The sequence below is a fragment of the Streptomyces atratus genome, assembly GCF_040655115.1.
GTDB lineage: Bacteria > Actinomycetota > Actinomycetes > Streptomycetales > Streptomycetaceae > Streptomyces > Streptomyces atratus_D.
This window is the reverse complement of sequence record NZ_JBFAJH010000007.1, coordinates 61,336-83,109: the sequence shown is the minus strand read 5'-3', so window position 1 is coordinate 83,109 and position 21,774 is coordinate 61,336. Positions and strand designations below refer to the sequence as shown.

Sequence of the window (21,774 nt, the reverse complement as noted above, 5' to 3'; positions counted from 1 at the left end):
AGTTGGTAAGTGTGTGACCAAAAACCAGCCCGCCGAGGGCGCTCACGATGTTGTCTACCAGGTCCGCCTCCCGCTGTCGAAGCCGGCCCGATCGCGCGTCACCAGTCCAACCTGTGAGGGAACCACGGGAGCTTTGAGGTTTGTCATCTGGCGATCGAGCCTCCTCCTCCCCTACGCTCTGTGCTTGCACCACCGGACCCTTGGCTGCCTGCCGACAACGGGTTGGGTAGGAGCCGCTGATCTCGGGGGAGAGCCGGCATGAGGCGTACGTGGCAAAGATCGGTCGTTGGGGTGGCTGCGGCAGCGATGACCCTTTCATTATTCGGAATTCCGGCTTCCGGGGTGGAGGGTGAGCCGCCGCCCAGGCCGGAGCCGGAAAGCTATGCGGACTTCCAGCCGGGGCTCAGGCTCCTCCTGGAGGACGTACGGTCCGGGCGGCTGCAGGAGGAGGCGTTCGTCAACCATGCGTACGCCAAACTCGGATACCAGGGCGGGGTTCCGAAGCGCTACCAGGACGAGAGCGTGCCGCCGCAGCAGGAGACGATCTTGGCCATGGCGCTCGGGCGAGAGTTGGGAAAGCTCCCGCATCCGGTCCGCCGTAGTGTTCAGAACCGGCTCGGTGGAGCCGCTGAGCTGGCGCCCGTCATCGCCCGCGATCCCCAGGAGCCGCAGCCTGCGGCCGGGGACGTGAAGGCTGCGCTGCAGGGGCAGGGCGCCGAGTGTGGCACAGCGTTCCCCTCGGGCCAGCGCTGCACGTACAACACCGCCAACTTCAGTCTCATCTACAACCTCGGCGGCGAGAACGACACCAACCCCTACGACGGCGCGGGGAACTCCACGGTCGGCGATGTGCAGGGCAACGGGGTGCCGAACTACGTGGACCGGATGGGCCGTTCCTTCGAGGTGGCCTATGCGAAGTACGACTCCCTGGGCTACGAACCGAGGGATGCCGGCGAGAAGCGGGTCGCCGTCTTCATCGGTTCGGAGCACGCACCCCCTGGCACTGGGGCCGTACAGCCCTATGAGGTGGCCGACGCGAATGTCATCCACATCGGGTCCAAATGGAGCGCGGGGCAGGAGGCGGACGAGTACTACTTGCCGCGGCACGAGCTCTTTCACTCCATGCAGTACAAGTACATCGGGGTGAGCCTGCTATTCAATATGAAGAGCCTCAACTCCTGGATGGAGGCGACCGCGGAATGGGGTGCCCACCAGGCGATCAAGGATGACTCGGCGATGCCGGCCAGGGAGCGCGACGACTACGCGAAGAACCTGGACGTTTTCTTCCAGCGGCCGGACGAGGCGCTGACCGCCTGGGACGGGTGGGGCGAGGGACGGCAGTACGGAGCCTTCATCTTCGCCGAGTTCATGGAGGAGCGGCTCGGGACGGAGTCCATTCGCAAGTCTTGGGAGCGGATCGGTGACGCCCATTTCCCGGACGGGCAGACGGAGATCCGGGACATGATGAGGGACGAGTACGACGCGGATCTCGCCGAGGAGTTCCGGGCCTTCGGGGTCGCCAACTACCAGCTGTGTGGCAACGGTTCGGCGTCCGAATTCGGGTCGTACTGGCACTACCGGGATCCCGATGTGTCCGACTGGTGCAATGCGCTGGCCGGCACCGGCTCGGACAGCACTTTCCCCGTCGCCCGCCCCGGGCACGACACGGTGACGCTGGATCCGGACAGCGGCAAGGCATCGGGGAAGGCCACCGTCAAGGACGGCGGCGTGCACTACGTCGACCTCATCGGCAGCAACAAGCCCTCCGACCTGTGGAACATGGCTGTACGCACCACGCAGGACGATGACGAGAGGTTGACCTTCACCGTTGTCAACTGGGAGACCATCCCACGACGTTGTTTCGCCGAGGACAAGAGCGCGCGGCAGCAGGACGAGACGCTGGACACCCGCATCGGCGGGAAATGCCATGTCGTGACGTTGATGATCAGTCATGGCGGGTTGGACGAGGACGAAGAGGAGGGGCGCTGGGAGACCCAGTACACCTCACGCTTCGGCGGGGTGGTCGGCAACAGCGGGATCGAGATCGGCGTGCAGCCCGGAGGGAATCTCATCTCACCCGGGAGTCCTCCCAGCGCTGGGTCGAAGACCACCAACCTCGGAATCAGGCACAAGGCGACCAACTTCGAAGGCGTCGCCGCGAGAGGCTGTCACTGCGAGGGCTGGGGTATCGAGGTGACCCCGCCCGGCGGGGTCGGCCAGTGGAGCGGCTACGCACACGGGTTGAAGGGCCTCTCACCCAACGCGAAAGTCACGCAGTTCGTCACCACGGACTACCAGGTGGTCTCGATCGTACGGCTGACCGGTACGGACTATCCGGTGACCGTGACCCACGAGTTCAGGCCCTCGTCACGCAGTTCGCTCTACGACGTGAAGGTCACCATCACCTCGGAGGCGCCCCCGGGCGAAGTCCCGCACATCACCTACCGGCGGGTCGTCGACTGGGGTGTGGAACCAACCCCGTTCAACGAGTTCATCACGGTCAAGGCCGACCACGAGCAGGTCGAGTTCTCCAGTGACGACGGGCGGGGTGACCCCGACCCGGCGTCCGGACGCACCAAGAACCACAAGGAGGGCTCCTTCACTGACGAGGGCCCCTACGACGGTGGCACCATGCTGGACGTGAATGTCCCCATGAAGCCGGCGACGGGCTTGCCGGGTGTCGGACTGAAGGGTGAATTCGACCTCTTCTACGGGGCGGCGGACAGTGCCGACAAGGCGCGGGAAGCGCTGAGCGCCGTCGGTGCTTCCGTCTACGCCCTCGCCAAACCGAACGAGCCCGGGAATCCGGGTTCGGGCCAGCCGGTGACGTTCATGTTGGGCTACAAGCCCGGCAGCTGAGGCCGGACCGTGTGCCGTGCCGCCTGCGCCGTGCCGGTTGATGCCGGTACGGCCCAGGCGGGCCGCCTCAAGATGTGTGGGGGGCAAGGCAGACAAACGCCGGCAGACTGATGGCTCATCGCCGTTCCCAGGTCGCACGCGGCCCATGCGGTTGTGCCGGGACCGCCGTCCACGGCTGTGGCAGAGGACATCCGCGCTGACCTCGGCAACGATCAGAGTGACGGGAAGTGAGTTTCTCGGACCCGTGCGCATCGGCGAACAAGGCGGTGCTCCGAGTCCCGAAGGTGCCCAGCGCGACTTCGGCATGGAGGGTCTCGATGTCTTCCCGGGTTCCTGGGAGTGACTGGTCCGTCCACTGAGGCTCCGCCAAGCTCGTTTCCGCAGTTCAATGGCTCTGGTGTGATGTGCCGGTATGGCCAAGGACGTCGCCCTTGAGCTGAGCCGGGAGGCGACCCCGGCGAAGATCGAGCCGGTCCGGGGCCAGCTGCGCAAACTCGCCGACCGGGGCTGGCTCTCACGCACCGCATCAGGCCGCTACCGGCCACGCTGGCCAGCGACGCCAACAGCCGGACGAGCCAATTCCTGCCGTAACACGAGGGCCCCGGCGGGAGTTGGTAACGCCCGCCACAACAAGATCACCGAACACCTGAGGGAAGCCGGCCTCGGGGCCCTGGCCGACCTCGGCTTCGTCGGGCTCGACGACAAACCCGACGACGACCCGGTGATCATCACCGGCCGCAGGGCCACCCGCAACCACAAGCTGACCGCCGCCGAGAAGGAAGCGAACCGCCTGGTCAGCCGCGAACGCACCGCCAACGAACACGGCTTCGCGAACCTCAAATCGTGGCGGATCCTGACCAAGCTCCGCACGGACACCCGGCAGGCAACCACGCTCCTGCGGGCCCCGAACCAGGGCTGACGGTGTTGACCCGGATTCCGTACGGGGCGAGGTCCTGACACAGGGCACCCGCGAGGTAGATCTCAGACGCCTTGGCCGCCCCGTACTGTGCCGGGAAGCGAGGCTTCCAGCCGGAGATGGAGGCGACGATCACCACGGAGCTGCCGGGACGCAGACTGTCCGGCGCCGACCGCACGGTGCGCACCGCGTGGCCGCCGTTCAGGTCCCAGGTCGCCTGCCAGTCCTCGCGGGTCGAGTCGAGGAGGCCGCCACCCCGCTTGCCTCCGATGTTGGCGACCAGGCCGTCAAGGCCGCCGAGTACGCTCCCGGCGTGCCGAGTGAAGTCCTCCAGTTCATCCGGTGCCAGGACGTCCACAGATCCAGCCACAACCTGGGCGGACAGACATCGGCATGCGACCGCACCTGACCATGTATCGACCGAACGCCAGAGCCTGCGACCGGCCTGGCAAAGAGCCACCCGGCTGACCGGAAAGAGACGCCTCAGCCCCCACCACCGCGCCCGCGCTGGACTGGAGATCGTAGTATCCGAACCCGGCGCCTGGCCACGCCTCCGCCTCGTTCTGGACGAGGCGGTCTGCTGGCGTCGGCCGTCGGCGTACCGGATGCCGACGACGCCACCGAGTACGCGGTACGCGTGCAGCACGGCACGATCGTCATCCGAGCCCAAGGACCCAATGCCGCTCATGGAGCGGCCGCCTTCGATCTCACGACCGCAGATGTCTCCCACACCACACCTGATGGGGCCGCGCCATGACCCAGCCTGTTTCGTCCCACGCGACCAGCACCGACCTGCTGGTGCTTCACACCCTCCGCTGCATCGGCTTCTCCGGCCTCTCCGGGGTGGCCAGGGCGTCGGGACTCCCCGAGTCCGACGTCGAATCGGAACTGATCGACCTCGCCGTGGCCGGACTCGTCACCCATGCCGCGGGCGACTTCGGCGGATGGGGCCTTACGGAGGAGGGCCGAGCCGCGGACGCCGAGCGGATCGCCGACGAGTTGGAGGAAGCCGGAGCCCGCGCCCGACTGACCGCGGCGTTCGACCGGTTCCTGGTGCTCAACCCCGAGTTGCTCGATCTCTGCACGGCGTGGCAGACCCGCACCGCAGACGGCTCCGTGACGATGAACGACCACAGCGACCCCTCCTACGACGCGCGGGTGCTCGACCGGTTCACGGAGTTCCACCAGCGTGCCGAGCCCCTCTGCGCCGAGCTGTCCGCGGCGCTGCTCCGCTTCCAGCGCTACCCCGTCCGGCTCGCCGACGCGCTCGCCCGGGCGAGGGCCGGCGCTCTGGAGTACGTGACGGACAGCACGTCCTCGTATCACACCGTGTGGTTCCAGCTGCACGAGGACCTGCTGGCCACCCTCGGCATCCCGCGCCGTTGAATCCGCCGCGCGCCACCCCGCGCATGGCGCAGGACCCGCAGCCGAACCAGCAAAGGCGACGCAGAGATGACCACGCGATGACCTGGATTCACCCGATTTCGGCCGAGGTCGAGGAGACGGCGGAAGTCCTCGGCGGCAAGGCACTCGGTCTCGTCGTGCTCCGCCGTCTGGGACTGCCCGTGCCGCCGGGCTTCGTCATCAGCACGGAGGCGTGCCGCGCCTTCCTCCGTACCGGACGGCTGCCCAGCGGCCTCGACGCCGAACTGGCGGCCGCCGTCGACGGCCTCGAAGCCGCCACGCACCGCAGGCTCGGCGGTCCACAGCGGCCGCTTGCGGTGTCCGTCCGCTCCGGCGGCAGCGTGTCGATGCCCGGCATGATGAGCACCGTTCTCAACCTCGGGCTCACCACCGCGGCGACCACCACCCTGGCCGACGAGACGGGCGACCTGCGGTTCGCACTCGACTCGCGGCTGAGGTTTCTGACCGGCTTCGCCTCCGAGGTCGCCGGCGTGGGCCCGGAGAGCCTGGCGGGCATCGGCCGTGCGCTCGCCGGACAGGACACCGACACGAGCCGCCTCGCCGAGGCGATCCAGGACGTCGAGCAGCTCATCGCAGAACGCAGCGGCGACAGCGTGCCCGAGGACGCCGCCCGCCAGTTGGAGCTCGCCGTCGAGGCCGTGTTCTCGTCGTGGAACACACCGCGCGCGAAGACCTACCGCGAACTGCACGGCATCCCGCACGACCTCGGCACCGCCGTGACCGTACAGGCGATGGTGTTCGGCAATCGTGACCAACGCAGCGGAACGGGCGTCGCGTTCAGCCGTGATCCCAACACCGGCGAGCATGTCACGTTCGGTGAGGCCCTGTTCGGCCGCCAAGGCGAGGACGTCGTCTCGGGCTCGTCACTGACCGAGCCCCTGAGCGAACTGGCCGACCGGGAACCCGAGGTGTGGAACCGCCTGCTGTCCGCCCTGACCCGGCTCGATGAGCACTACCGCGACGCGTGTTACGTCGAGTTCACCTTCGAGGCGGGCGAACTGTGGATCCTGCAGGTGCGCCGCGGGCGGTTCGTCGGGCGCGCCGCAGTCCGGGTCGCGGTCGACCTGGCCGACGCGGGAACGATCGGGCGCGACGAGGCGCTGCTCCGCGTTTCACCGCAGCACCTCACCCACGTACGTACGCCTCGGATCACGGCGATCGAACCCCGCGACCTGTTCACCCGAGGGCTGGGCGCCTCCCCGGGAGTCGCTGTCGGCCAGGTGGCGACCACCGCCGACAGCGCGGTCCGGCTCGCCGCGGGAGGGCCGGTCGTCCTGCTGCGCCCCGAAACCTCCCCGCTCGACATGCACGGCCTGGCCGCCGCCGTCGGGGTGGTCACCGCTCGCGGCGGCCCGACGAGTCATGCGGCCGTGGTGGCGCGGTCGATGGGAAAGCCCGCCGTCGTGGGTGCCGCGAACCTCACCGTCGACGCCGCCGACGGCTGCGTCCGGGCAGGCGGACGCAGCCTGCCCGAAGGCACCCTCATCGCCGTTGACGGAACGGGCGGAGAGGTCGTCGTCGGCGAGCCCCGCATCGCCGCGTCCTCGACCGACCCACAGCTGCACCGGCTGCTGGGCTGGGCCGACGACGTCGCGGGCGACAGGACCACGGGCCGCAACGAATCCGAACGCCTCACCTCGGCACAGGCCGCCCTCCGGCGGACCGGCGACGGACCGGAGTGCTGACGGCGTTCATGCGGGGCGCGCGAGACTCGGTCGGCGTGAACGCCCTTCACCACCATCGCGACCACCAGCAGGCCGATGGCGGGCACGGATGCCTGCTGGATGACCTTCAGTAGCCACGGGGCGTCATTGACGTTGGTGGCGTAGTTGGTGACGATGCCGAGGCCGGACCGGCCGGGGTACCCGACCCGACGGGCCTGTTCCGCCACCCGTACGCGCCCCGCGCCCGAGCCCAGGCGTCGCCGGCCGGAGGTGCTGCGCCCGTTGTCCCCGCCCCGCACGCCCAGCCGGTGCCTGTCCCTGCCCAGCTGCGCCAGGACATCAAGGAGGCGTACGACCATTCCGACGCCCTCCTGGAAGAGGAACGCTTCGCGCAGGCGGCCGAAGTGCTCAGCGAGGTCATCGAGCCCGCCGCCCTCGCCCTCGGCTCCGAGAGCAAGCAGGTGCTGGGACTGCGCCGTCGGCGCGCGGCGGTCCGTCTCCTCGGTGGCGACTACCGGGCCGCTCTGCCCGAGTTCGACAGCCTCGCCGACGCCTACGCCCGCATCAACGGCCCCACCGGCGAGCAGACGGGGTCCTGCCGTGCCCAGGCCGCCCGCTGCCGCGCCGAAGAAGTGCCCGAGGTGGCACCGCATCTGCGCAGCGCCATGGTGGTCATGCGCGGGTACCAGGACGCGGACGGCGGCCAAGGGGTGGGGCTGGCCGACGCGATGAACGTGGTGCTCGCCGCCGCATTCCAGACCGCTGACCTGTTCACCACCGACCGCCACTTCCGGATGATGCGGCCGCTCACCGCCCATGGAGCGTTCCGGCTCCTGCCCGACGACCTCTGAGGGCGGGCCCGAAGAAGCGGCCGAACCTGCTCCGCCAGCCAGGCAGGCAGGCAGGCGGAACTCTTCGCCCGTCACGTAGCGCTCCGCTCACTCTCCTCGCGCAGATCGCGCTCCACGGCCCGGTGGTACGCGGAGTCCAGCGCCCCCGCCCCGCTGCCGGGCCGCCCCACCCGCAGCAGGTCCCGCCACCGCTCCTGACTCCAGTCGGCCGGGGCCGTGGTGCGCACGAAGTCCTCGACCAGGGCGCGGAAGCGTGCGGGGTCGCTGTGGAAGGGGAAGTGGCCCGCGCCCTCGAAGATCTCCAGGCGGCTGCCGGGCATCGCCGCGTGCGCGCCGTACGCGTGCCGGACCGGCACCACGCTGTCGCGCGATCCCCACAGCAGCAGCGTGGGCATGCCCTCCGCCAGATAGCAGCGGTCGAGCATGGTCACCACCTGGCCCTGCCAGTCGACCACCGACCGCAGGGTGCTGATGAACGCGCTGCGCGACGTGGAGTCGGGGAGGGCGTCCACGACGTTGAGCAGCTCTGCGGCGTCCTGCCCCAGGTCGGTGTCGAGCAGCTTGACCAGCCGGCTGAAGAGGCCGACCTGGCTGCGCATGCCGGGCAGTCGCAGCGTGGACAGCATCAGGTCCGCGCCCGGCAGCGACACCGCTCGCAGGACAGGGTTGATCTCGCGCCCCACGCCGCCCGTGCTCACCAGGATCAGGCGGTCGGTGCGCTCGGGGAACTGGTACGCGAACTGCATGGCCACGCCACCGCCGAGCGAGTGACCGACCAGGGTGGCACGCTCGATGTCCAGCACCCCCAGCAGGTCACGCATGCCGTTCGCGTAGGCCGCCACCGAGTAGTCGGCCCTCGGCTTGTCGGAGGCCCCGTGGCCCAGGAGGTCGGGGGCGATGACCGTGTGGCTGCGGGCCAGGTCGGGGATCAGATCCGCCCAGGTCGCGGAGGAGTCGCCGATGCCGTGGATGAGCAGGATCGCCGGACCGTCCCCGGCGATCCGGTACGCGCGGCGGTAGCCGTGCACCACGTGGTGGCGCAGCGGCACGTCCTGCCCGGACACCGAGCGCAGGCGGCCCGCTCGGGGCGGGCGTGGTTCAGGTTCTGGGGCGCCGACCACAGGCTCGTCTCCCGTCTGCTTCTCCCCGTTTCCTCGCTTCCTCCTCGAGCGTAGAACCTCCGGCGCACAGGTGATTTCCGGGACGTTTCAGGCAGTGCGCCACTGCTCGGCGAATTCGACCGGGCGGAAAGTGGAAGGACTCCCGTCGAATCGGCATGCAACCACGTGCCCGCGAATTCCGTAACACGGACGTAGCAGTCGGGTGGCTCTGCGCGCCCTATGATCACCCCAGCACACCCGTCGCCGGCTTCCCTTCACCTGTCACCTGCCGCGGTTTGTGCGCCTCCCTCTCCCTGACCGGGCACGGCCCTGCCCTGCCGTGCCCGCGACCCCTGGAAGGCGGCCTGAATGGTCTCTCCCGTACGCGTCTGGCTCAACCGCACGTACGCGGAGAACGTGTTCTTCATGGATCAGCTGCGGGACAATCCCCAGCAGCGCCCCGTGGAGATCCATGCCACGCACGGCGACCCCGACTCCCCCGTCCTCGCCGCCGCCGACACCGCGGCGCTCGAACCGGAGGGCCTGTCCTCGGCCGCGTACCTCGAATACGCGCTGGCGCAGTGCGCCCGGCACGCCATCGACGTGTTCGTCCCGGTCCTCCATCAGGCGACCGTGGCCGCGCACCGCGAGGAGTTCGCCGCGCTGGGTACGGCCCTGCTCACACCGCCCGCGGAGGCCGTCGCCACGTTCCAGGACAAGGCGCGTGCGTACGAGAAGGTGCAGGAGATCGGTGTGGCGGTGCCGCCGTGGTGGCGGGTGCGCACCGAGGATCAACTCCTCACCGCTGTCGACGCGTTGGAGGAAGCAGGCCACAAAGCTTGCTTCAAACCGGCTGCGGGAGCGGGCGGTGTCGGCTTCCGCATCATCACGCGGACCCCGTTCTCGCTGCTCCACCTCGGCGGCTTCCCGAGCCCGTACGTCCCTCTCCAGCTGGTCGTCGACACCCTGCGCCGCACCGAACGCCGCGTCGACTGGCTCGTCATGCCGCGCCTGGACGAGCCGGAGGTCTCCGTCGACTGCCTCACCGGTCCGGACGGACGGGTCAGGATGGCCGTGGGGCGCACGAAGAACGGACGCCGGCGCGGCTTCACGCTCGACCCTTCATGGACCGGACCGGCCCGCCGTATCGCGGAGACGTTCGGACTCCATCACCTGACGAACATTCAGTTCAGGCTGTACGACGGTGAACCGGTCCTGCTCGACGTCAACACCCGCCCCGCGGGTGGCCTCCACCAGCTCTCCCAGTGCGGCCTGAACGCCCCCTGGGCCGCCGTGCGACTCGCCCTCGGTGAGGAACCGGGCGACCTGGAACCGCGGTTCCTCGGTCCGGACTACGCGGTCGTGGCGGGACCGCGTCCGCTCCAGCCGAGAGCACTGCCGCAGCAGCGGACCGACTCCCCGGTGCTGCAGCCCACAGGCCCGACCACGCCCACTCCCTCGCCGGCGACCTCGCCCACCGTCGCGCCCTCCGAGCCCGAGCGTGCCGACGCGGCGCTACCGATCAGCTGAGGGCCTCTTGACCAGTGGGAATGAGGATTGCTGTGGTCCTTGTTCCCGCTCCCACCGGAGGCACGTGCCAGGTGGAGAAGCGCATCGGGTCCGACCCGCGTATGCGCGTCGAGCCCCGATCCTTCGTGACGGTGCGGGAGCGGGCCGACGGTCTCGGCCCGCCCCGCGAGGTCAGTCGCCGACCGGAGTACCCGTCACCTTCAGGTGACGGACGCGGCCCGCGTTGTCGAAGGATCCGAAGCCCACCCGGCCCGATGCGAAGACCGGGTCGGTGGCCGTGATCAGCGGGTTGCTGCTGCCGTCCAGGTAGACGGCGGTCTCACCGGTGTCGGCGCAGTGGGTGAGGCGCACCTTGTGCCATCCGTCGTCCTTGATCGCCGGAGGTGCGCCGAAGGTACCGTTCCACTGGTCGTCGATGCGCAGCCGGTCGGCGTCGTTGACCGTGAACACACCGTTGTGCGGGTAGATGGTGTTGTCGCTCGACAGGTGCGCGTACTGGAATCGGGTGTCGGACTGGTAGTCCCAGATGAGAATGACGTCACGGTTGGTGATCTCGACGGGGGTGTCGATCCGTACCTCCGCCTCGACGGTGACGGAGGAGTAGCGCGGGCCCGCGGTCAGGACGGCGTACTCGAAGGGGCGGCGCGGTCCCGGGCGGGAGACGCCCGGCTCGGTCAGGATCGTCTCGCGTTCGGTGTATGCCCACTTGCCCGGGGTGACCGGCGCCCAGTTGTCGGGCCCGGTGGTGTGGGTGGTGGGGGTGTTGCCGATCTCGCAATCGGCGAAGGTGCGGGTCCCGGTCACCTTCCAGACCTTGCCGTTGGCCTTCGAGACGATGTACAGGCCGCCGCTCCGGTCGGAGCCGAAGCGCAGGTCGACCCGTTGGTCTCCGGCGAGGTCGCGCATGGTGACCGTCTTCCCGGTGGACTTGTCGAAGAGCATCAGTTGCTCGAGCGGCGCGAGGTCTGCGCCGCGGCGCATGTCGCGGGTGTCCGCGGCCAGGATGCGGCCGTCCACGAGGTCGCCGAAGATGTACTTCCCGCGCAGCGCCGGCGCGTCCTTGCCGCGGTAGACAGAGCCGCCGGCGATGGCGCGGCCCACGTCGGACCGGCAGTTCCAGCCGGGTCCCGGGTCGTGGTCGTAGGCGGCGACCGGGTAGGTGTAGCCGTACTGGGCGTCGTCGGCGGGAAGGGGGAGGATGCGGGCGCACGGGTCGGTGGTCTTCTTGTCGAATGCGAAGGGACCCTCGCGCTCGCTCCAGCCGAAGTCGTCCCCGGCCTTGACCTCGTACACCGACTCGATGGCGTGCTCGCCTATGTGGCCGAGATACATCCGGTGGCCGCCGCCCGCATCCCAGCTGAAGCGGTGCGGGTCCCGCATGCCTATGGCGTAGATCTCCCCGAGGGCACCGGGCTCACCGACGAACGGGTTGGACGCGGGGATGCCGTACCGGCCATTGGCGCTGTCACGGCCCGCGGGGTCGATCCGCAGAAGTTTGCCGTGCGGGAGCGCCAGGTTCCGCGGCTCGCTGTTGCCGACGCCCTGTCCTCCGTCGCCCACCGCGAGGTAGAGAAGGCCGTAGTCCTCGTCGTGAGGCTTGGCCGTCGGATTGAAGTCGATCTGCTGAATGCCGTGGACCTGGCCGGAGAAGGCGATACGCAGCACCTCGCGATGGGTGCCGTGGAAGACGGCCGCGGCGGGGTCGTCGGCGGTCCACTCGGTGATGATGCCGTGATAGGTGGGCGTGCCGGCCTGCTGGTAATCGGGGGTCTCGGCCGCCTGCGAGGCAAGCTCGGTGTGGATGGTGTAGAAGCGCCCGTTCGTGCCGAACTCCGGGTGGAACGCGGCGTACCCGAAGCCCTGACCGAGACCGCGGCCCGAGAAGAAGTGCGGGAATGCCGCCTTGACGTCCAGGTAGGGGTGCGGGGTGCCGCCGGAGGTACTGGTCGCGGTGCCGGGGTCGGTGAGGTACAGGGTGCCGTTGAGGTCGGGGGTCGCCATCCGGCCGGAGCCGTCGGGGAGTTCATTGATGGTGTTGATCCGGGCATGGCGCACCAGGCGCGGATCCGTCGGCGCCGGAACCGGTTCCGACTTGGGGAACTGCGCGAACTCCTCCAGGACGAGACCCGTCCTCGACTGAACGGGCTTCTGCGGAATCGGGTCGGACAGGGCGGCTGTCGCCGCGGCAGGCTCGTCGGCATGGGAAGGCGCGGCGAGACCTCCCAGGGCGAGGGCCGCGCTGACGGCCACGGCCGCCCAGTGCCTTCGGTATGTACGTCGTGACGCCATGCGGTCCCTTCGGGCTGGCGTGACAAGCAGGGTAAGGACGATCCGGGGACGCGAAAGTTCAGTGGCCCCGCGTCATGCGCTGGTACTCCGCCGCCACCGCTCCGGCGGGAACCGGGCGGTCCAGGAACAGGAGGTCGTCCATGCGGCAGTCGCAGGCGTTGTTCTCCCGGGTGTTCTGGGGGAAGCTGCCGCCGATCTTGATGCCGCGGGGATCGGTGGGCGAGGCGCGGTGGGGCGCCGGCGTGGTGGCGAGTTCCCAGGGGTCGCCCGGCGTGACGTAGAAGCCGTCCAGGGGCTTGCCGTCGCGGTAGAGGGCGAGGGTGCCGTCGCGGAAGTCGAACGTCGCGGCCAGGTGCACCCATTCGCCGCGGGGCAGCAGTTCTTCCCAGGGAACGTCGGCAGCGAAGGTCTGGGAGGCGCCGCTGTCCAGGCGTCTCCCCAGCGCGACCAGCTTCAACTCACCGTTCACCTGGATGAGTTCGAGCAGCGCACGCACCGCGTGACCGTCGGAGGTTCCGGACAGTACGCCGGCCAGCCCGATCGCGTTGTAACGGTCGCTCGGGTTGGCCGTGTTGGAGTTGAGGGCGGGATTGTCGCCCGTCATCTTGAACCAGCCCATGACGGTGGCACCCCGGGAACTGCGGAAGGCGTCGAGGGACGACAGGCCCTCGGCGTCCCAGGCCCCGGCCTTCCAGTCGTCGTTGCCCGCGGTGGCCGGGTTCTGCTGACGTACCTGCAGGGCGGGCGAAGCACCCGGGTACGCCTCGTCGGCCACGCGCATCGCGGAGCCGCCGTTGATCAGGCTGAGCGTGGTGCCGGAGCGTCCGATGTCCTGCTCGCGACCGGGGTCGGCGGGGTCCGGGTGCCCGAAGTCGTACGCCGCCACAGCTTGGGCCCGTAGCGGAGTGTGGGCGGCCCCGGGGCGGGCCGCCTGGGCCGGAAACGTGGCGGCGGCAAGCGAGGCGGTCGCGGCGAGCGCGGCGACGGCGAGTGAGTAGCGTCTGGTGCGGGGCGGTGTCATACAGCCTCCCGTCGGCAGCGAAGGGGCCGTCGACCGGGGTCTCCCGGTCGACAGAAAGCGCTTTCGTCCGTGTGCAGGGACCATGTAACCGCTTCGCCGCGACCCTGACAATGGGCGTGTACTCGCCAATTTCTTGGGCGCCCTTCGGCGGCGGCGCCGACCTCCTCGCGGACAAGGACGCAGACCGCGAGCGGCCCATCGGGGCGCAGACGGCGCCGGCTCACAGCGGTTGACGAGCGGCTCGCTCCGAGTCCGGGCGGGCGCGGCGGGTGGATGAAGCGGTCCGGTGGGCGACCGTGCGGGTGCCGGTTCACCGCCGGACTGCATCACTCCCGGCCGCACGTCGGCGCGGAAATACGCCAGTTGCCCACGGTCCCTTCGTGGCCTTGACCACGCCCCGGGTCGGCTCCGTGGACTCGGCCGCGGCGATGGTGACGGCCTCCGCGGCGACCGGTGCCGCCGACCGGTGCGAACCACTGAGCGCGTCTGCCGGGCCTGCGACTCCTTACGCCCGCCTCCGCCATGTCCGGCTCAGGGGCACGGCGGCTGGTCTGCCGGGGGCAGGGACGCTGGCCGTGCGCGTGGGACCTATGGGCGGTAAGTATGGAGAGGGGCACATCGCTGCGCAAGGAGGCTGTCATGAAGCGATCGGCACCGCAGCGGGCTCCCGAGATCCAGGTGGAGACCCAGGGGCAGATGCCGCCCGACGTCATCGAGTACGCGCAGGAGAAGGTGCGGGCGCTCACCGGCCGGACGCGGGAGCCGGTCCTGTTCGCCCGGGTCAAGTTGACCCACATGGCCAACCCGGCCATGCAACGACCGGCGATCGCCCAGGCCAACCTGGACGTCAACGGGCATCCTGCCCGCGCACACGTCGCCGCCACGACCGTGACCGAGGCCGTTGACCTGCTGCAGGACCGGCTCGCCGCACGGCTGGAGCGCCTGGAAGAGCACTGGGAGACCCGCCGCGGCAAGATGTCCGTGCCGAGCCCCCACGAGTGGCGGCACGGCAGCGAGCCCACCCATCGCCCCGACCACTTCCCCCGCCCCGCCGAGGAGCGGCAGGTCGTGCGGCACAAATCGTTCTCCCTGGCCCGTGAGTCACCCGACGAGGCGGCCTTCGAGCTGGAGACGATGGACTACGATTTCCATCTGTTCACCGACAACGGCACCGGCGAGGACAGCGTGCTGTACCGGTCCGGCCCTACCGGCTACCGCCTCGCCCAAGTGCACCCCCGCCCCGACCCGGTTGGCCCGGTGGCTGTGCCGCTCACCGTCAGCGAACTGCCCGCCCCCCGGATGAACGTGGCCGAGGCGAAGCAGCGGCTGGACATCGCCGGAATGCCGTTCGTGTTCTTCGCCGACGACACCACCGGACGGGGAAACGTCCTGTACCACCGTTACGACGGACATTACGGCCTGATCGCCCCCGCCGAGTAGCGGCCCAGCCCGCCACCGCCTCGCAAGGGAGCACGACATGACACAGCATCATTCTCCCTGAACCCGATGCCTCGTCCGGGCCGGAAGTCCGGCTGAGCCGGCTGGAAGCACAGGTCGTGACCCGGTCCAAGGCCGCGGGTGCCGGCTCGTGGCCTGGAGAACGTGCGTAGTGGTCGGGGCCGGGTTGCAGCGATGGCCGGGTCAGCTGTCGAGCCAGTCGGCGATGGAGTCGGTGTGCTCGCCCAGCCGGGGCGGGCGCCGTGGGTAGTGGACCGGGGTACGGGACAGCCCGATGGGGTTGGCCACGAGGTCCATCGGACCGTCGTGCCCACCCTCGGCCTCGACGCCCGCGTCGTCCGGGGTGACGCGCGGCGCAAGCCCCAACTGTTCCGCCAGGTCGAAGGCCCCGGCGAGGTCGTTCACCGGACCGCACGGCACGCCGAGCGGAGTGAGGAGCTCGAACCATTCGTCCGCCGCGCGCCGCCGGAGCCGTACGGACAGCTCTTCGGCGAGCGCGTCGACGTGGGCGACCCGGTCGGTGTTGGTGGCGAACCGCGGATCCACGGCCAGACCGGCCGCGTCCAGGCCCTGGCACAGCGCGGCGAACTGCCGGTCGTTGCCGACGGCGACGACGAGTGGCCGGTCCGCCGTCTCGTAGACCTCGTACGGGGCGATCGACGGGTGGCGGTTGCCGAGGATGCCCGGCACCTGTCCGGCCAGTGTGTAGCCGGCGGACTGGTTGACCATGCCGGACAGCAGCGACGACAGCAGGTTGACCTCGACATGCTGACCCTCACCGGTCGCATCCCGATGCCGCAGGGCGGCCATGACCCCCATCGCGGCATGCAGGCCGGTGAGTACGTCGACCAGCGCGACGCCCGTCTTGACCGGTTGCCCGGGGGCCGGTCCGGTGACACTCATCAGTCCGCCGACGGCCTGGATCAGCAGGTCGTAGCCGGGCAGCGCCGCCCCCTTGCCCGCTCCGAAGCCGGTCACCGAGCAGTAGACGAGGCCGGGGTTGAGTTCGCGGACCCGCTCGTAGGAGAGCCCGTACTTGTCCATGGTGCCGGGGCGGAAGTTCTCGAACACCACGTCCGCTCGACGGATCAGCTCCGTCGCCCTGCGGCGGCCCGTCGGGTCGCGCAGATCCACGGCGAAGGATCGCTTGTTGCGGTTGACGGAGAGGAAATAGGTGGCCTCACCCTGTGCCTGTGGCGGGCCCCAGGCCCGGGTGTCGTCACCGGTCCCCGGCTGCTCCACCTTGATCACATCCGCACCGAGGTCGGCGAGGAGCATGGTCGCGTACGGTGCCGCGAGCACCCGGCCGAAGTCGGCCACCAGCACGCCGGACAGCGGCAGTCGAGACGTGTCGGTCATCGGGTTCCTGCCCGGGAGGCGCGCAGATAGACCGTGGTGGTCGTGGTGAAGAAGTCGCGGGCGGCACGGCCCTGCTCCTTGGGGCCGAAGCCGCTCGCCTTCGCCCCGCCGAAGGGCACGTGCGGATCGGCGCCTGCGGTCTCGGAGTTGATGTGCAGCACCCCGACGTCGAGGCGCTGCACGGCCGCGGTCACTGCCCGCAGGTCGTCGGTGAACACCGCTGCGGCCAGACCGAATTCGCTGTCGCCGACGAGATCGAGCGCGGTCTCGTCGTCGGGTGCACGGCGTACCACGACGACGGGACCGAACAGTTCCTCACGCCACAGCGGGTCGTCCCCGGCGAGTTCCACGACGGTGGGCGGCAGAAAGGCGCCGACGGAGCGCTCGTCGTCGTAGGGCCGGCCACCGGTCAGAATCCTCACGCCCGCACGGGCGGCACCTTCGTCCAGGGCACGCTGGATCGTGTCGCGTGCCCGGTGCGAGATCACCGGTCCCATCCGGACTCCTTCGTCGAGGGGGTCTCCCACCTGACCAGTTCCTCGCCCGCACCGGTGCGCCACTCCCCCGCCACCAGGTGGCGCAGGCGCGGGACTCCCTCCGGCGGAGCGGCGGCCTCCGGGGCGCGGTCACTGCCTGCGTGCTGCTGCATCGACGTTCCCTTTCCGTATGCGTCCGTACGCACCGGCCTGGAGCGCATCGGGATCACGAGGCCGCCATTCTCCGCATGCCGCAGCCCCTCACGCAGCGGACAGAATGTCCCGCCTGCCGGGCCTCTTGCACTCCAATACGTCCATGGCCACCGATTCCCGGGGCGCGGTTGGCTCGGCGGTCCATCCCCATGCATCCAGGAGGGGATCCCATGCCTGCCACTCCCGGTCCGGTCGGCGGCCCTCGGCTCCCACAGGAACGCCGGATCGTCACCGAGATCCCCGGCCCCCGCTCACGGGACCTCCTCGCCCGCCGGCGCGGACTCGTCCCGGCCGGTGTGGGCTCCACGCCGCCGGTCTTCGTGGAGGCCGCGGGCGGTGGCGTGATCACGGACGCGGACGGCAACTCCCTCATCGATTTCGGCAGTGGCATCGCCGTGACCACGGTGGGCAATGCCGCCCCCGGGTCGTCGCACGGGCCGTCGCACAACTGGAGCGCTTCACCCATACCTGCTTCCTGGTGAATCCCTACCGCTCCTACCTCGACGTCTGCGAGACCCTGAACCGGCTCGCCCCGGTCCCCGGCGAGAAGCGCACCCTGCTCGTCAGCTCCGGTGCCGAGGCGGTGGAGAACGCGGTCAAGATCGCCCACGCGGTCACCGGCCGGCCGGCCGTCGTCGTCTTCGACCACGCCTTCCACGGCCGCACCCTGCTCACCATGTCACTGACCGCGAAGAACCGCCCGTACCGGCAGGGGTTCGGCCCGTTCGCCCCCGAGGTGTACCGCGCCCCGATGGCCTGTCCGTACCGTTGGCCGTCGGGTCCGGAACGCTGCGCCGAGGAGGCCGCCGCGGCGCTCGCAGACCTACTGGACCGGCAGGTGGACGCGGAGAACGTGGCCGCCGTGCTGGTGGAAGGCGCGCCCAGCGCTCCGGCTCGTCCGGCGCGCCCAGCGCATGCATCGCGCTCGGCGCGTCCGGCCAGGTGCTCGCCGCCCCGCGGACCAGTGACGGGCCGGCCCCGGTCACTGGTCCGCGATGCCCTCCCAGGCGGCCAGCGCGAGCAGCATCTCGGCGCGTACGTGCGCGGAGTCGAGATCCACGCCCAGCAGTGTCTGGATCCGCTCCATCCGGCTGCGCAGTGTGTGCCGGTGGACCTCCAGGGCTGCGGATGCGGCACCCCACTGCCCGTGATGTTCCAGGAACGCGCGGAGAGAAGCGAGCAGTTCCGTGCCGTTGTCCCGGTCGTGCGCGGCCAGCGGCGCGAGTCGTTCGGCGGCCACCCGGCGCAGGACCTCTCGGGTCTCCGGGGCGCTGACGAGCACGTGTCCGGCCAGCGACTCGAAGGCGACGAGCCCCGGTCGGCCGCGCGCCTCGGCGACCGCGGCCGCGTTGGTCGCCTCCTGGAGCGCCTGCGGCCCGGCGTCGGGCTCGTGCACAGGGCTGAGCCCGGCCCAGAGGCGCGGCCCGAACCGTGCGACCGCATCGTCGACAAGACCCCGGGCGATACCGATACCCGTGGCGCCGCCGCGCCCGTCGCTCTCCGCGGGACCGTCGTCCCCACCCGGTCGCATCCCCGCGCGGGGGCCGTCCCCGGGCAGCAGGAGCACGGCACGCCCCTCACGTACGGCACCGAAGCGCGGCAGCCCGGTCTCGGCGAGGCGGGGGCCCGCCGCGTCAAGGGCCTGCCGCGGGCTCGGACCGCTCAGCACGAGTACGCGGATGCCGTTGCGGGCCGGGAAGCCGGCCTCCGTCAGGTGGTCGTGGGCGGTTCGCGAGGGGAGTGCCCCGTCCAGGACCATGCGCAGGAAGAGGCTGTTGATCCGGTGCTGTTCGTCCCGCAGGCGCAGTGGCTTCTCCGCCTGGAGCGCGATCAGCGACGCCGCGTGTCCGAGCAACAGGTGGTCGACGGCGGTCAGTTCCCGGTCGGCAGCCAGCACGAGTCTGCCGTGGGCGCGCGGGCCCACGCGGACCTGTTGGGCGACGACCACCCCGTGCGGTCCGGCGCTCAGCACCTCCGTCGCCCGGTCGCTCCCGCCGGCGCTCCTCAGCTCGGCGAGCACACGGGGGTCGACGCCTGCCGAACCGGACGGATGGGTGGCACGCACCGCACCGGCGTCGTCCAGGTACAGCACCGTGGTGTGCGTCGAGACGGCCAGTTCCCGTACGACGGCCCTGGCGCCGTCGCGCAGCGCGGCCCGTGTCATCCGGGGCTGGACGCGGGAGGCCCGTACGACTCCCTCGTACTGCAGCTCGGCCAGACGTTCCATCACGGCCTTGGTGATCGCGACGAACGGCGTGGGCAGCGGCACTTCGAGCAGGGGCAGTCCCACCTTGTCGGCCGCGTCCGCAACGGCCGCGGGAACACGCCGGTGCGAGAGTCCCGTCCCGAAGCCGACAGCGGCCACACCGGCATCCGCCAACCGCTGGATGTACGCCCGCTGCCCGGCCTCCGCTTCCGGCAACCGCAGTCCGGTGGTGAGCAACAGCTCGCCGCCGCTCAGCCAGGGAACGGGGTCGGCCAGATCGATGCTGTGGGCCCAGACGGCCTCCCGGTCGAGCCCGTCCCGCCCGGCCAGCACCGTCAGCCGCAGCTCGGGGCGGCCGATCAGCCAGTGGAGGGGTACGCCCAAGGTTTCCACCGCCGCCCTGCCCGCGCCGCGGGATCGTACCCGGGCCTCTCGTTCGATCGGGCAAAGCTAGCAGGTCGGCCGGAATCCGCCTCGGCCGCTGCGGGAGCGTTCGCCGCTCCCTTCACCGCGCACAGGGTCGCGCCACCCCCGCCGGCTTCTGCGGGTCAACGGCTACGCCGACCCGCCGTGCACGGCAGCCCGTCGGCGAGAGGCGTCTCCGCCGACGGCTTGAGACCACGTCCGGTGCGATCAAGCAGGAGCAGGGCCAGAACCTCACCGCGGATGGCTCGCCGGGCCGCGGCAACGGCTGACCCCGCGGTGGCGCCGCCCGTCATGGGCGGCGCCACCGCCCGTCTCGGCCCCTCCTGTCCCCTGCTCTGGAGCCCGCATGTCCCCTGTGCACAACTCACCCCGGCGATCCGCCGCGCTGGCGGCTGTCGCCTGTCTCACCCTCGCCCTCGTCTCCGGCTGCACGTCCCACGCCGCGGAGTCACCACCCCCCACCCACCCCCCGCCTCTCTCAAGGGGGAACAGCCCGCTTCTCGCACCCAGGTGGCGATCCCCTCGATCGGAGTGACCAGTCCCCTGATGCCGCTCGGCAATGACGTGGTCGTCCTCCAAACAGATCGACGCCTTCCTCGACGCCAAGAACATCCCGCGTCCGAACAGGTCATCGTGGCAGGCGACATGAACGTCGACTCCCACTCCCTTGAGTACGCGTCGATGCCCGCCGACGCCGGACCGACCGGAGCCGACACCCGGACCGGGCACCCGTACTCCTTCGACACCCAGGACAACTCGATCGCCGCCGACCGCTACCCCGACGACCCCCGCGAGGACCTCGACCACGTCCTGCACCACGCCGGGCACGCGAAGCCGGCCGGCTGGACGAGGTGGTCAAGGAGCAGAGCGCGTCCTGGACCGTCTCCAGCTGGGGCACGGACCACACGTACACGAACCTCTCCGACCACTACCCACTGATCGCTTCCGCCCGATAGCGGATCCGAGCCCCGCAGGTCCGTCACCCCCGTCGCCCCACTCGAACACCATCGGTAGATAATCGGATATGACGAGGCGGAGTGCCGCAAGCCCGGCACTCCGCCTCGTCGATGTACCCAGCGACGATCCGCCCCGAAGGAACCCTCCATGGTCCACGCGCACCAGCCGTTCCGCCTTCTGCCCGGCGGGATCGACTCACCGGTCCTGCTGCATGTTCCGCACTCGGCCCGCCACATCCCCGAGCAGGTGGGCACCGGAATCGAGCTGGACGACAAGGCACTGGAGCTGGAGCTCGACCACATCACGGACTCCCACACGGCCGAGTTGGCCGCCGAGGCCGCTCTGGCTGCTCCCGTCACGCCCTGGCGATTCGTCAACGGCCTGTCGCGGCTCGTCGTCGATCCCGAACGGTTCCCCGACGACCGCGAGGAGATGCTGGCGGTCGGCATGGGCGCGGTCTATACGCAGACCACGCATCGCGAACAGCTCCGCTCACCGGACGTGGATCCGGAGCCCCTGATCGACCGCTACTTCCACCCCTACGCCGAAGCCATGACCAGCGCCGTCGACGAACGACTGGCCGCCACCGGCCGCGCCGTCATCATCGATGTCCACTCCTACCCGACGACCCCGCTCCCCTACGAACTCCACGGCTCCGGACCTCGCCCACCGATCTGCCTGGGTACCGACGCCTTCCACACCCCGCCGGAACTCCTCGCCCAGGCCGAGAAGGCGTTCGCCGGCTTCGGGGGCACCGGCATCAACAGCCCCTTCGCCGGTACATACGTACCGCTGAAGCACTACGGCAGGGACCCGCGCGTCAGCGCCCTGATGATCGAGATCCGTCGCGATGTGTACATGTCCGAGCCAGGTGGACCTGCCGGCCCCGGCCTGACCGCGCTGGCTTCGGCACTGGCCACCCTGGTCGCCGCGCTGTCCGGGGCGGACATGCGAGCATGACCCCTCGCTTCGCCACGGGACGATTCCACGTCCGGTCCGGTCCGGACGCACTGTTCACGCGGGT

Annotated in this window: 16 protein-coding genes and 2 pseudogenes; 10 read left to right on the top strand and 8 right to left on the bottom strand. The window is 70.2% G+C overall.

The annotated features are described in order from the left end of the window. Window positions 1–306 precede the first annotated feature (306 nt). Both AB0I23_RS11145 and AB0I23_RS11140 read left to right on the top strand, forming a co-directional pair. Window positions 307–2,859, top strand: a complete 2,553-nt coding sequence (locus AB0I23_RS11145; RefSeq protein WP_359108961.1) for a hypothetical protein — start codon at window positions 307–309, stop codon at window positions 2,857–2,859. Between the two features lie 412 nt (window positions 2,860–3,271). Continuing rightward, window positions 3,272–3,778 (top strand): transposase family protein, encoded by a 507-nt coding sequence (locus AB0I23_RS11140; protein WP_359108959.1) that lies wholly within the window; start codon window positions 3,272–3,274, stop codon window positions 3,776–3,778. Here AB0I23_RS11140 and AB0I23_RS11135 read toward each other — a convergent pair. Next, window positions 3,696–4,463 (bottom strand): SDR family oxidoreductase, encoded by a 768-nt coding sequence (locus AB0I23_RS11135; RefSeq protein WP_359108957.1) that lies wholly within the window; start codon window positions 4,461–4,463, stop codon window positions 3,696–3,698. The genes AB0I23_RS11140 and AB0I23_RS11135 overlap by 83 nt on opposite strands. A 65-nt stretch (window positions 4,464–4,528) precedes the next feature. Here AB0I23_RS11135 and AB0I23_RS11130 point away from each other — a divergent pair, with 65 nt between their 5' ends. The 3 genes from AB0I23_RS11130 (at window position 4,529) to AB0I23_RS11120 (ending at window position 7,715) form a co-directional block, all read left to right on the top strand. Next, window positions 4,529–5,161: a transcriptional regulator gene (locus tag AB0I23_RS11130; protein ID WP_359108956.1), complete on the top strand. Its 633-nt coding sequence runs from the start codon at window positions 4,529–4,531 to the stop codon at window positions 5,159–5,161. 77 nt (window positions 5,162–5,238) lie between these two features. Further along, window positions 5,239–6,885, top strand: a complete 1,647-nt coding sequence (locus AB0I23_RS11125) for a pyruvate, phosphate dikinase (RefSeq protein ID WP_359108954.1) — start codon at window positions 5,239–5,241, stop codon at window positions 6,883–6,885. Window positions 6,886–7,172: 287 nt separating this feature from the next. Next, a complete protein-coding gene (locus tag AB0I23_RS11120; RefSeq protein WP_359108952.1) occupies window positions 7,173–7,715 on the top strand; it encodes a hypothetical protein in 543 nt (180 codons plus the stop codon). Between the two features lie 71 nt (window positions 7,716–7,786). On the opposite strand, the gene AB0I23_RS11115 is transcribed toward AB0I23_RS11120, so the two are convergent. Beyond that, window positions 7,787–8,779: an alpha/beta fold hydrolase gene (locus AB0I23_RS11115; RefSeq protein WP_359108950.1), complete on the bottom strand. Its 993-nt coding sequence runs from the start codon at window positions 8,777–8,779 to the stop codon at window positions 7,787–7,789. Between the two features lie 405 nt (window positions 8,780–9,184). Between AB0I23_RS11115 and AB0I23_RS11110 the strand changes: the two genes are divergently transcribed. Continuing rightward, window positions 9,185–10,345 carry an ATP-grasp domain-containing protein gene (locus tag AB0I23_RS11110; protein ID WP_359108948.1) on the top strand — a complete coding sequence of 387 codons (1,161 nt, stop codon included), beginning with the start codon at window positions 9,185–9,187 and terminating at the stop codon, window positions 10,343–10,345. 171 nt (window positions 10,346–10,516) lie between these two features. On the opposite strand, the gene AB0I23_RS11105 is transcribed toward AB0I23_RS11110, so the two are convergent. Together AB0I23_RS11105 and AB0I23_RS11100 are read right to left on the bottom strand one after the other, a co-directional pair. Further along, complete coding sequence (locus AB0I23_RS11105) at window positions 10,517–12,595, bottom strand: PQQ-dependent sugar dehydrogenase (RefSeq protein WP_359108946.1); 2,079 nt, start codon at window positions 12,593–12,595, stop codon at window positions 10,517–10,519. Window positions 12,596–12,692: 97 nt separating this feature from the next. After that, on the bottom strand, window positions 12,693–13,655 hold the full coding sequence (locus AB0I23_RS11100) for a hypothetical protein (RefSeq protein ID WP_359108944.1): 963 nt from the start codon (window positions 13,653–13,655) through the stop codon (window positions 12,693–12,695). A 639-nt stretch (window positions 13,656–14,294) separates the two neighbouring features. Here AB0I23_RS11100 and AB0I23_RS11095 point away from each other — a divergent pair. Continuing rightward, window positions 14,295–15,095 (top strand): ribosome hibernation promotion factor, encoded by an 801-nt coding sequence (locus AB0I23_RS11095; RefSeq protein ID WP_359108942.1) that lies wholly within the window; start codon window positions 14,295–14,297, stop codon window positions 15,093–15,095. 201 nt (window positions 15,096–15,296) lie between these two features. On the opposite strand, the gene AB0I23_RS11090 is transcribed toward AB0I23_RS11095, so the two are convergent. From AB0I23_RS11090 to AB0I23_RS11080, 3 genes are read right to left on the bottom strand one after another with little or no spacing between them, the layout of a single operon-like run. Next, window positions 15,297–16,472 carry a CaiB/BaiF CoA transferase family protein gene (locus AB0I23_RS11090; protein WP_359108940.1) on the bottom strand — a complete coding sequence of 392 codons (1,176 nt, stop codon included), beginning with the start codon at window positions 16,470–16,472 and terminating at the stop codon, window positions 15,297–15,299. Further along, the gene (locus AB0I23_RS11085) at window positions 16,469–16,969 is read right to left on the bottom strand and encodes an aldehyde dehydrogenase family protein (protein ID WP_359108938.1); all 501 of its coding nucleotides are present in this window, start codon (window positions 16,967–16,969) and stop codon (window positions 16,469–16,471) included. Before AB0I23_RS11085 ends, AB0I23_RS11090 begins: the two co-directional genes overlap by 4 nt. After that, entirely contained in the window at window positions 16,957–17,121 is a 165-nt protein-coding gene (locus AB0I23_RS11080) for a hypothetical protein (protein ID WP_359108936.1), read from the bottom strand. The genes AB0I23_RS11085 and AB0I23_RS11080 overlap by 13 nt, the downstream gene beginning before the upstream one ends. Window positions 17,122–17,331: 210 nt before the next feature. Here AB0I23_RS11080 and AB0I23_RS11075 point away from each other — a divergent pair. Next, window positions 17,332–18,035 (top strand): annotated as a pseudogene (locus AB0I23_RS11075) (aminotransferase class III-fold pyridoxal phosphate-dependent enzyme); the annotation flags it as partial. A 108-nt stretch (window positions 18,036–18,143) separates the two neighbouring features. On the opposite strand, the gene AB0I23_RS11070 reads toward AB0I23_RS11075, so the two are convergent. After that, window positions 18,144–19,760 carry a PucR family transcriptional regulator gene (locus AB0I23_RS11070; RefSeq protein WP_436846920.1) on the bottom strand — a complete coding sequence of 539 codons (1,617 nt, stop codon included), beginning with the start codon at window positions 19,758–19,760 and terminating at the stop codon, window positions 18,144–18,146. Window positions 19,761–20,370: 610 nt separating this feature from the next. On the opposite strand from AB0I23_RS11070, the pseudogene AB0I23_RS11065 reads away from it, so the two are divergent. Both AB0I23_RS11065 and AB0I23_RS11060 read left to right on the top strand, forming a co-directional pair. Further along, window positions 20,371–20,749: pseudogene (locus AB0I23_RS11065) on the top strand (endonuclease/exonuclease/phosphatase family protein); the annotation flags it as partial. A 148-nt stretch (window positions 20,750–20,897) separates the two neighbouring features. After that, entirely contained in the window at window positions 20,898–21,710 is an 813-nt protein-coding gene (locus AB0I23_RS11060; RefSeq protein WP_359108933.1) for an N-formylglutamate amidohydrolase, read from the top strand. The last annotated feature ends 64 nt before the right edge of the window (window positions 21,711–21,774 follow it).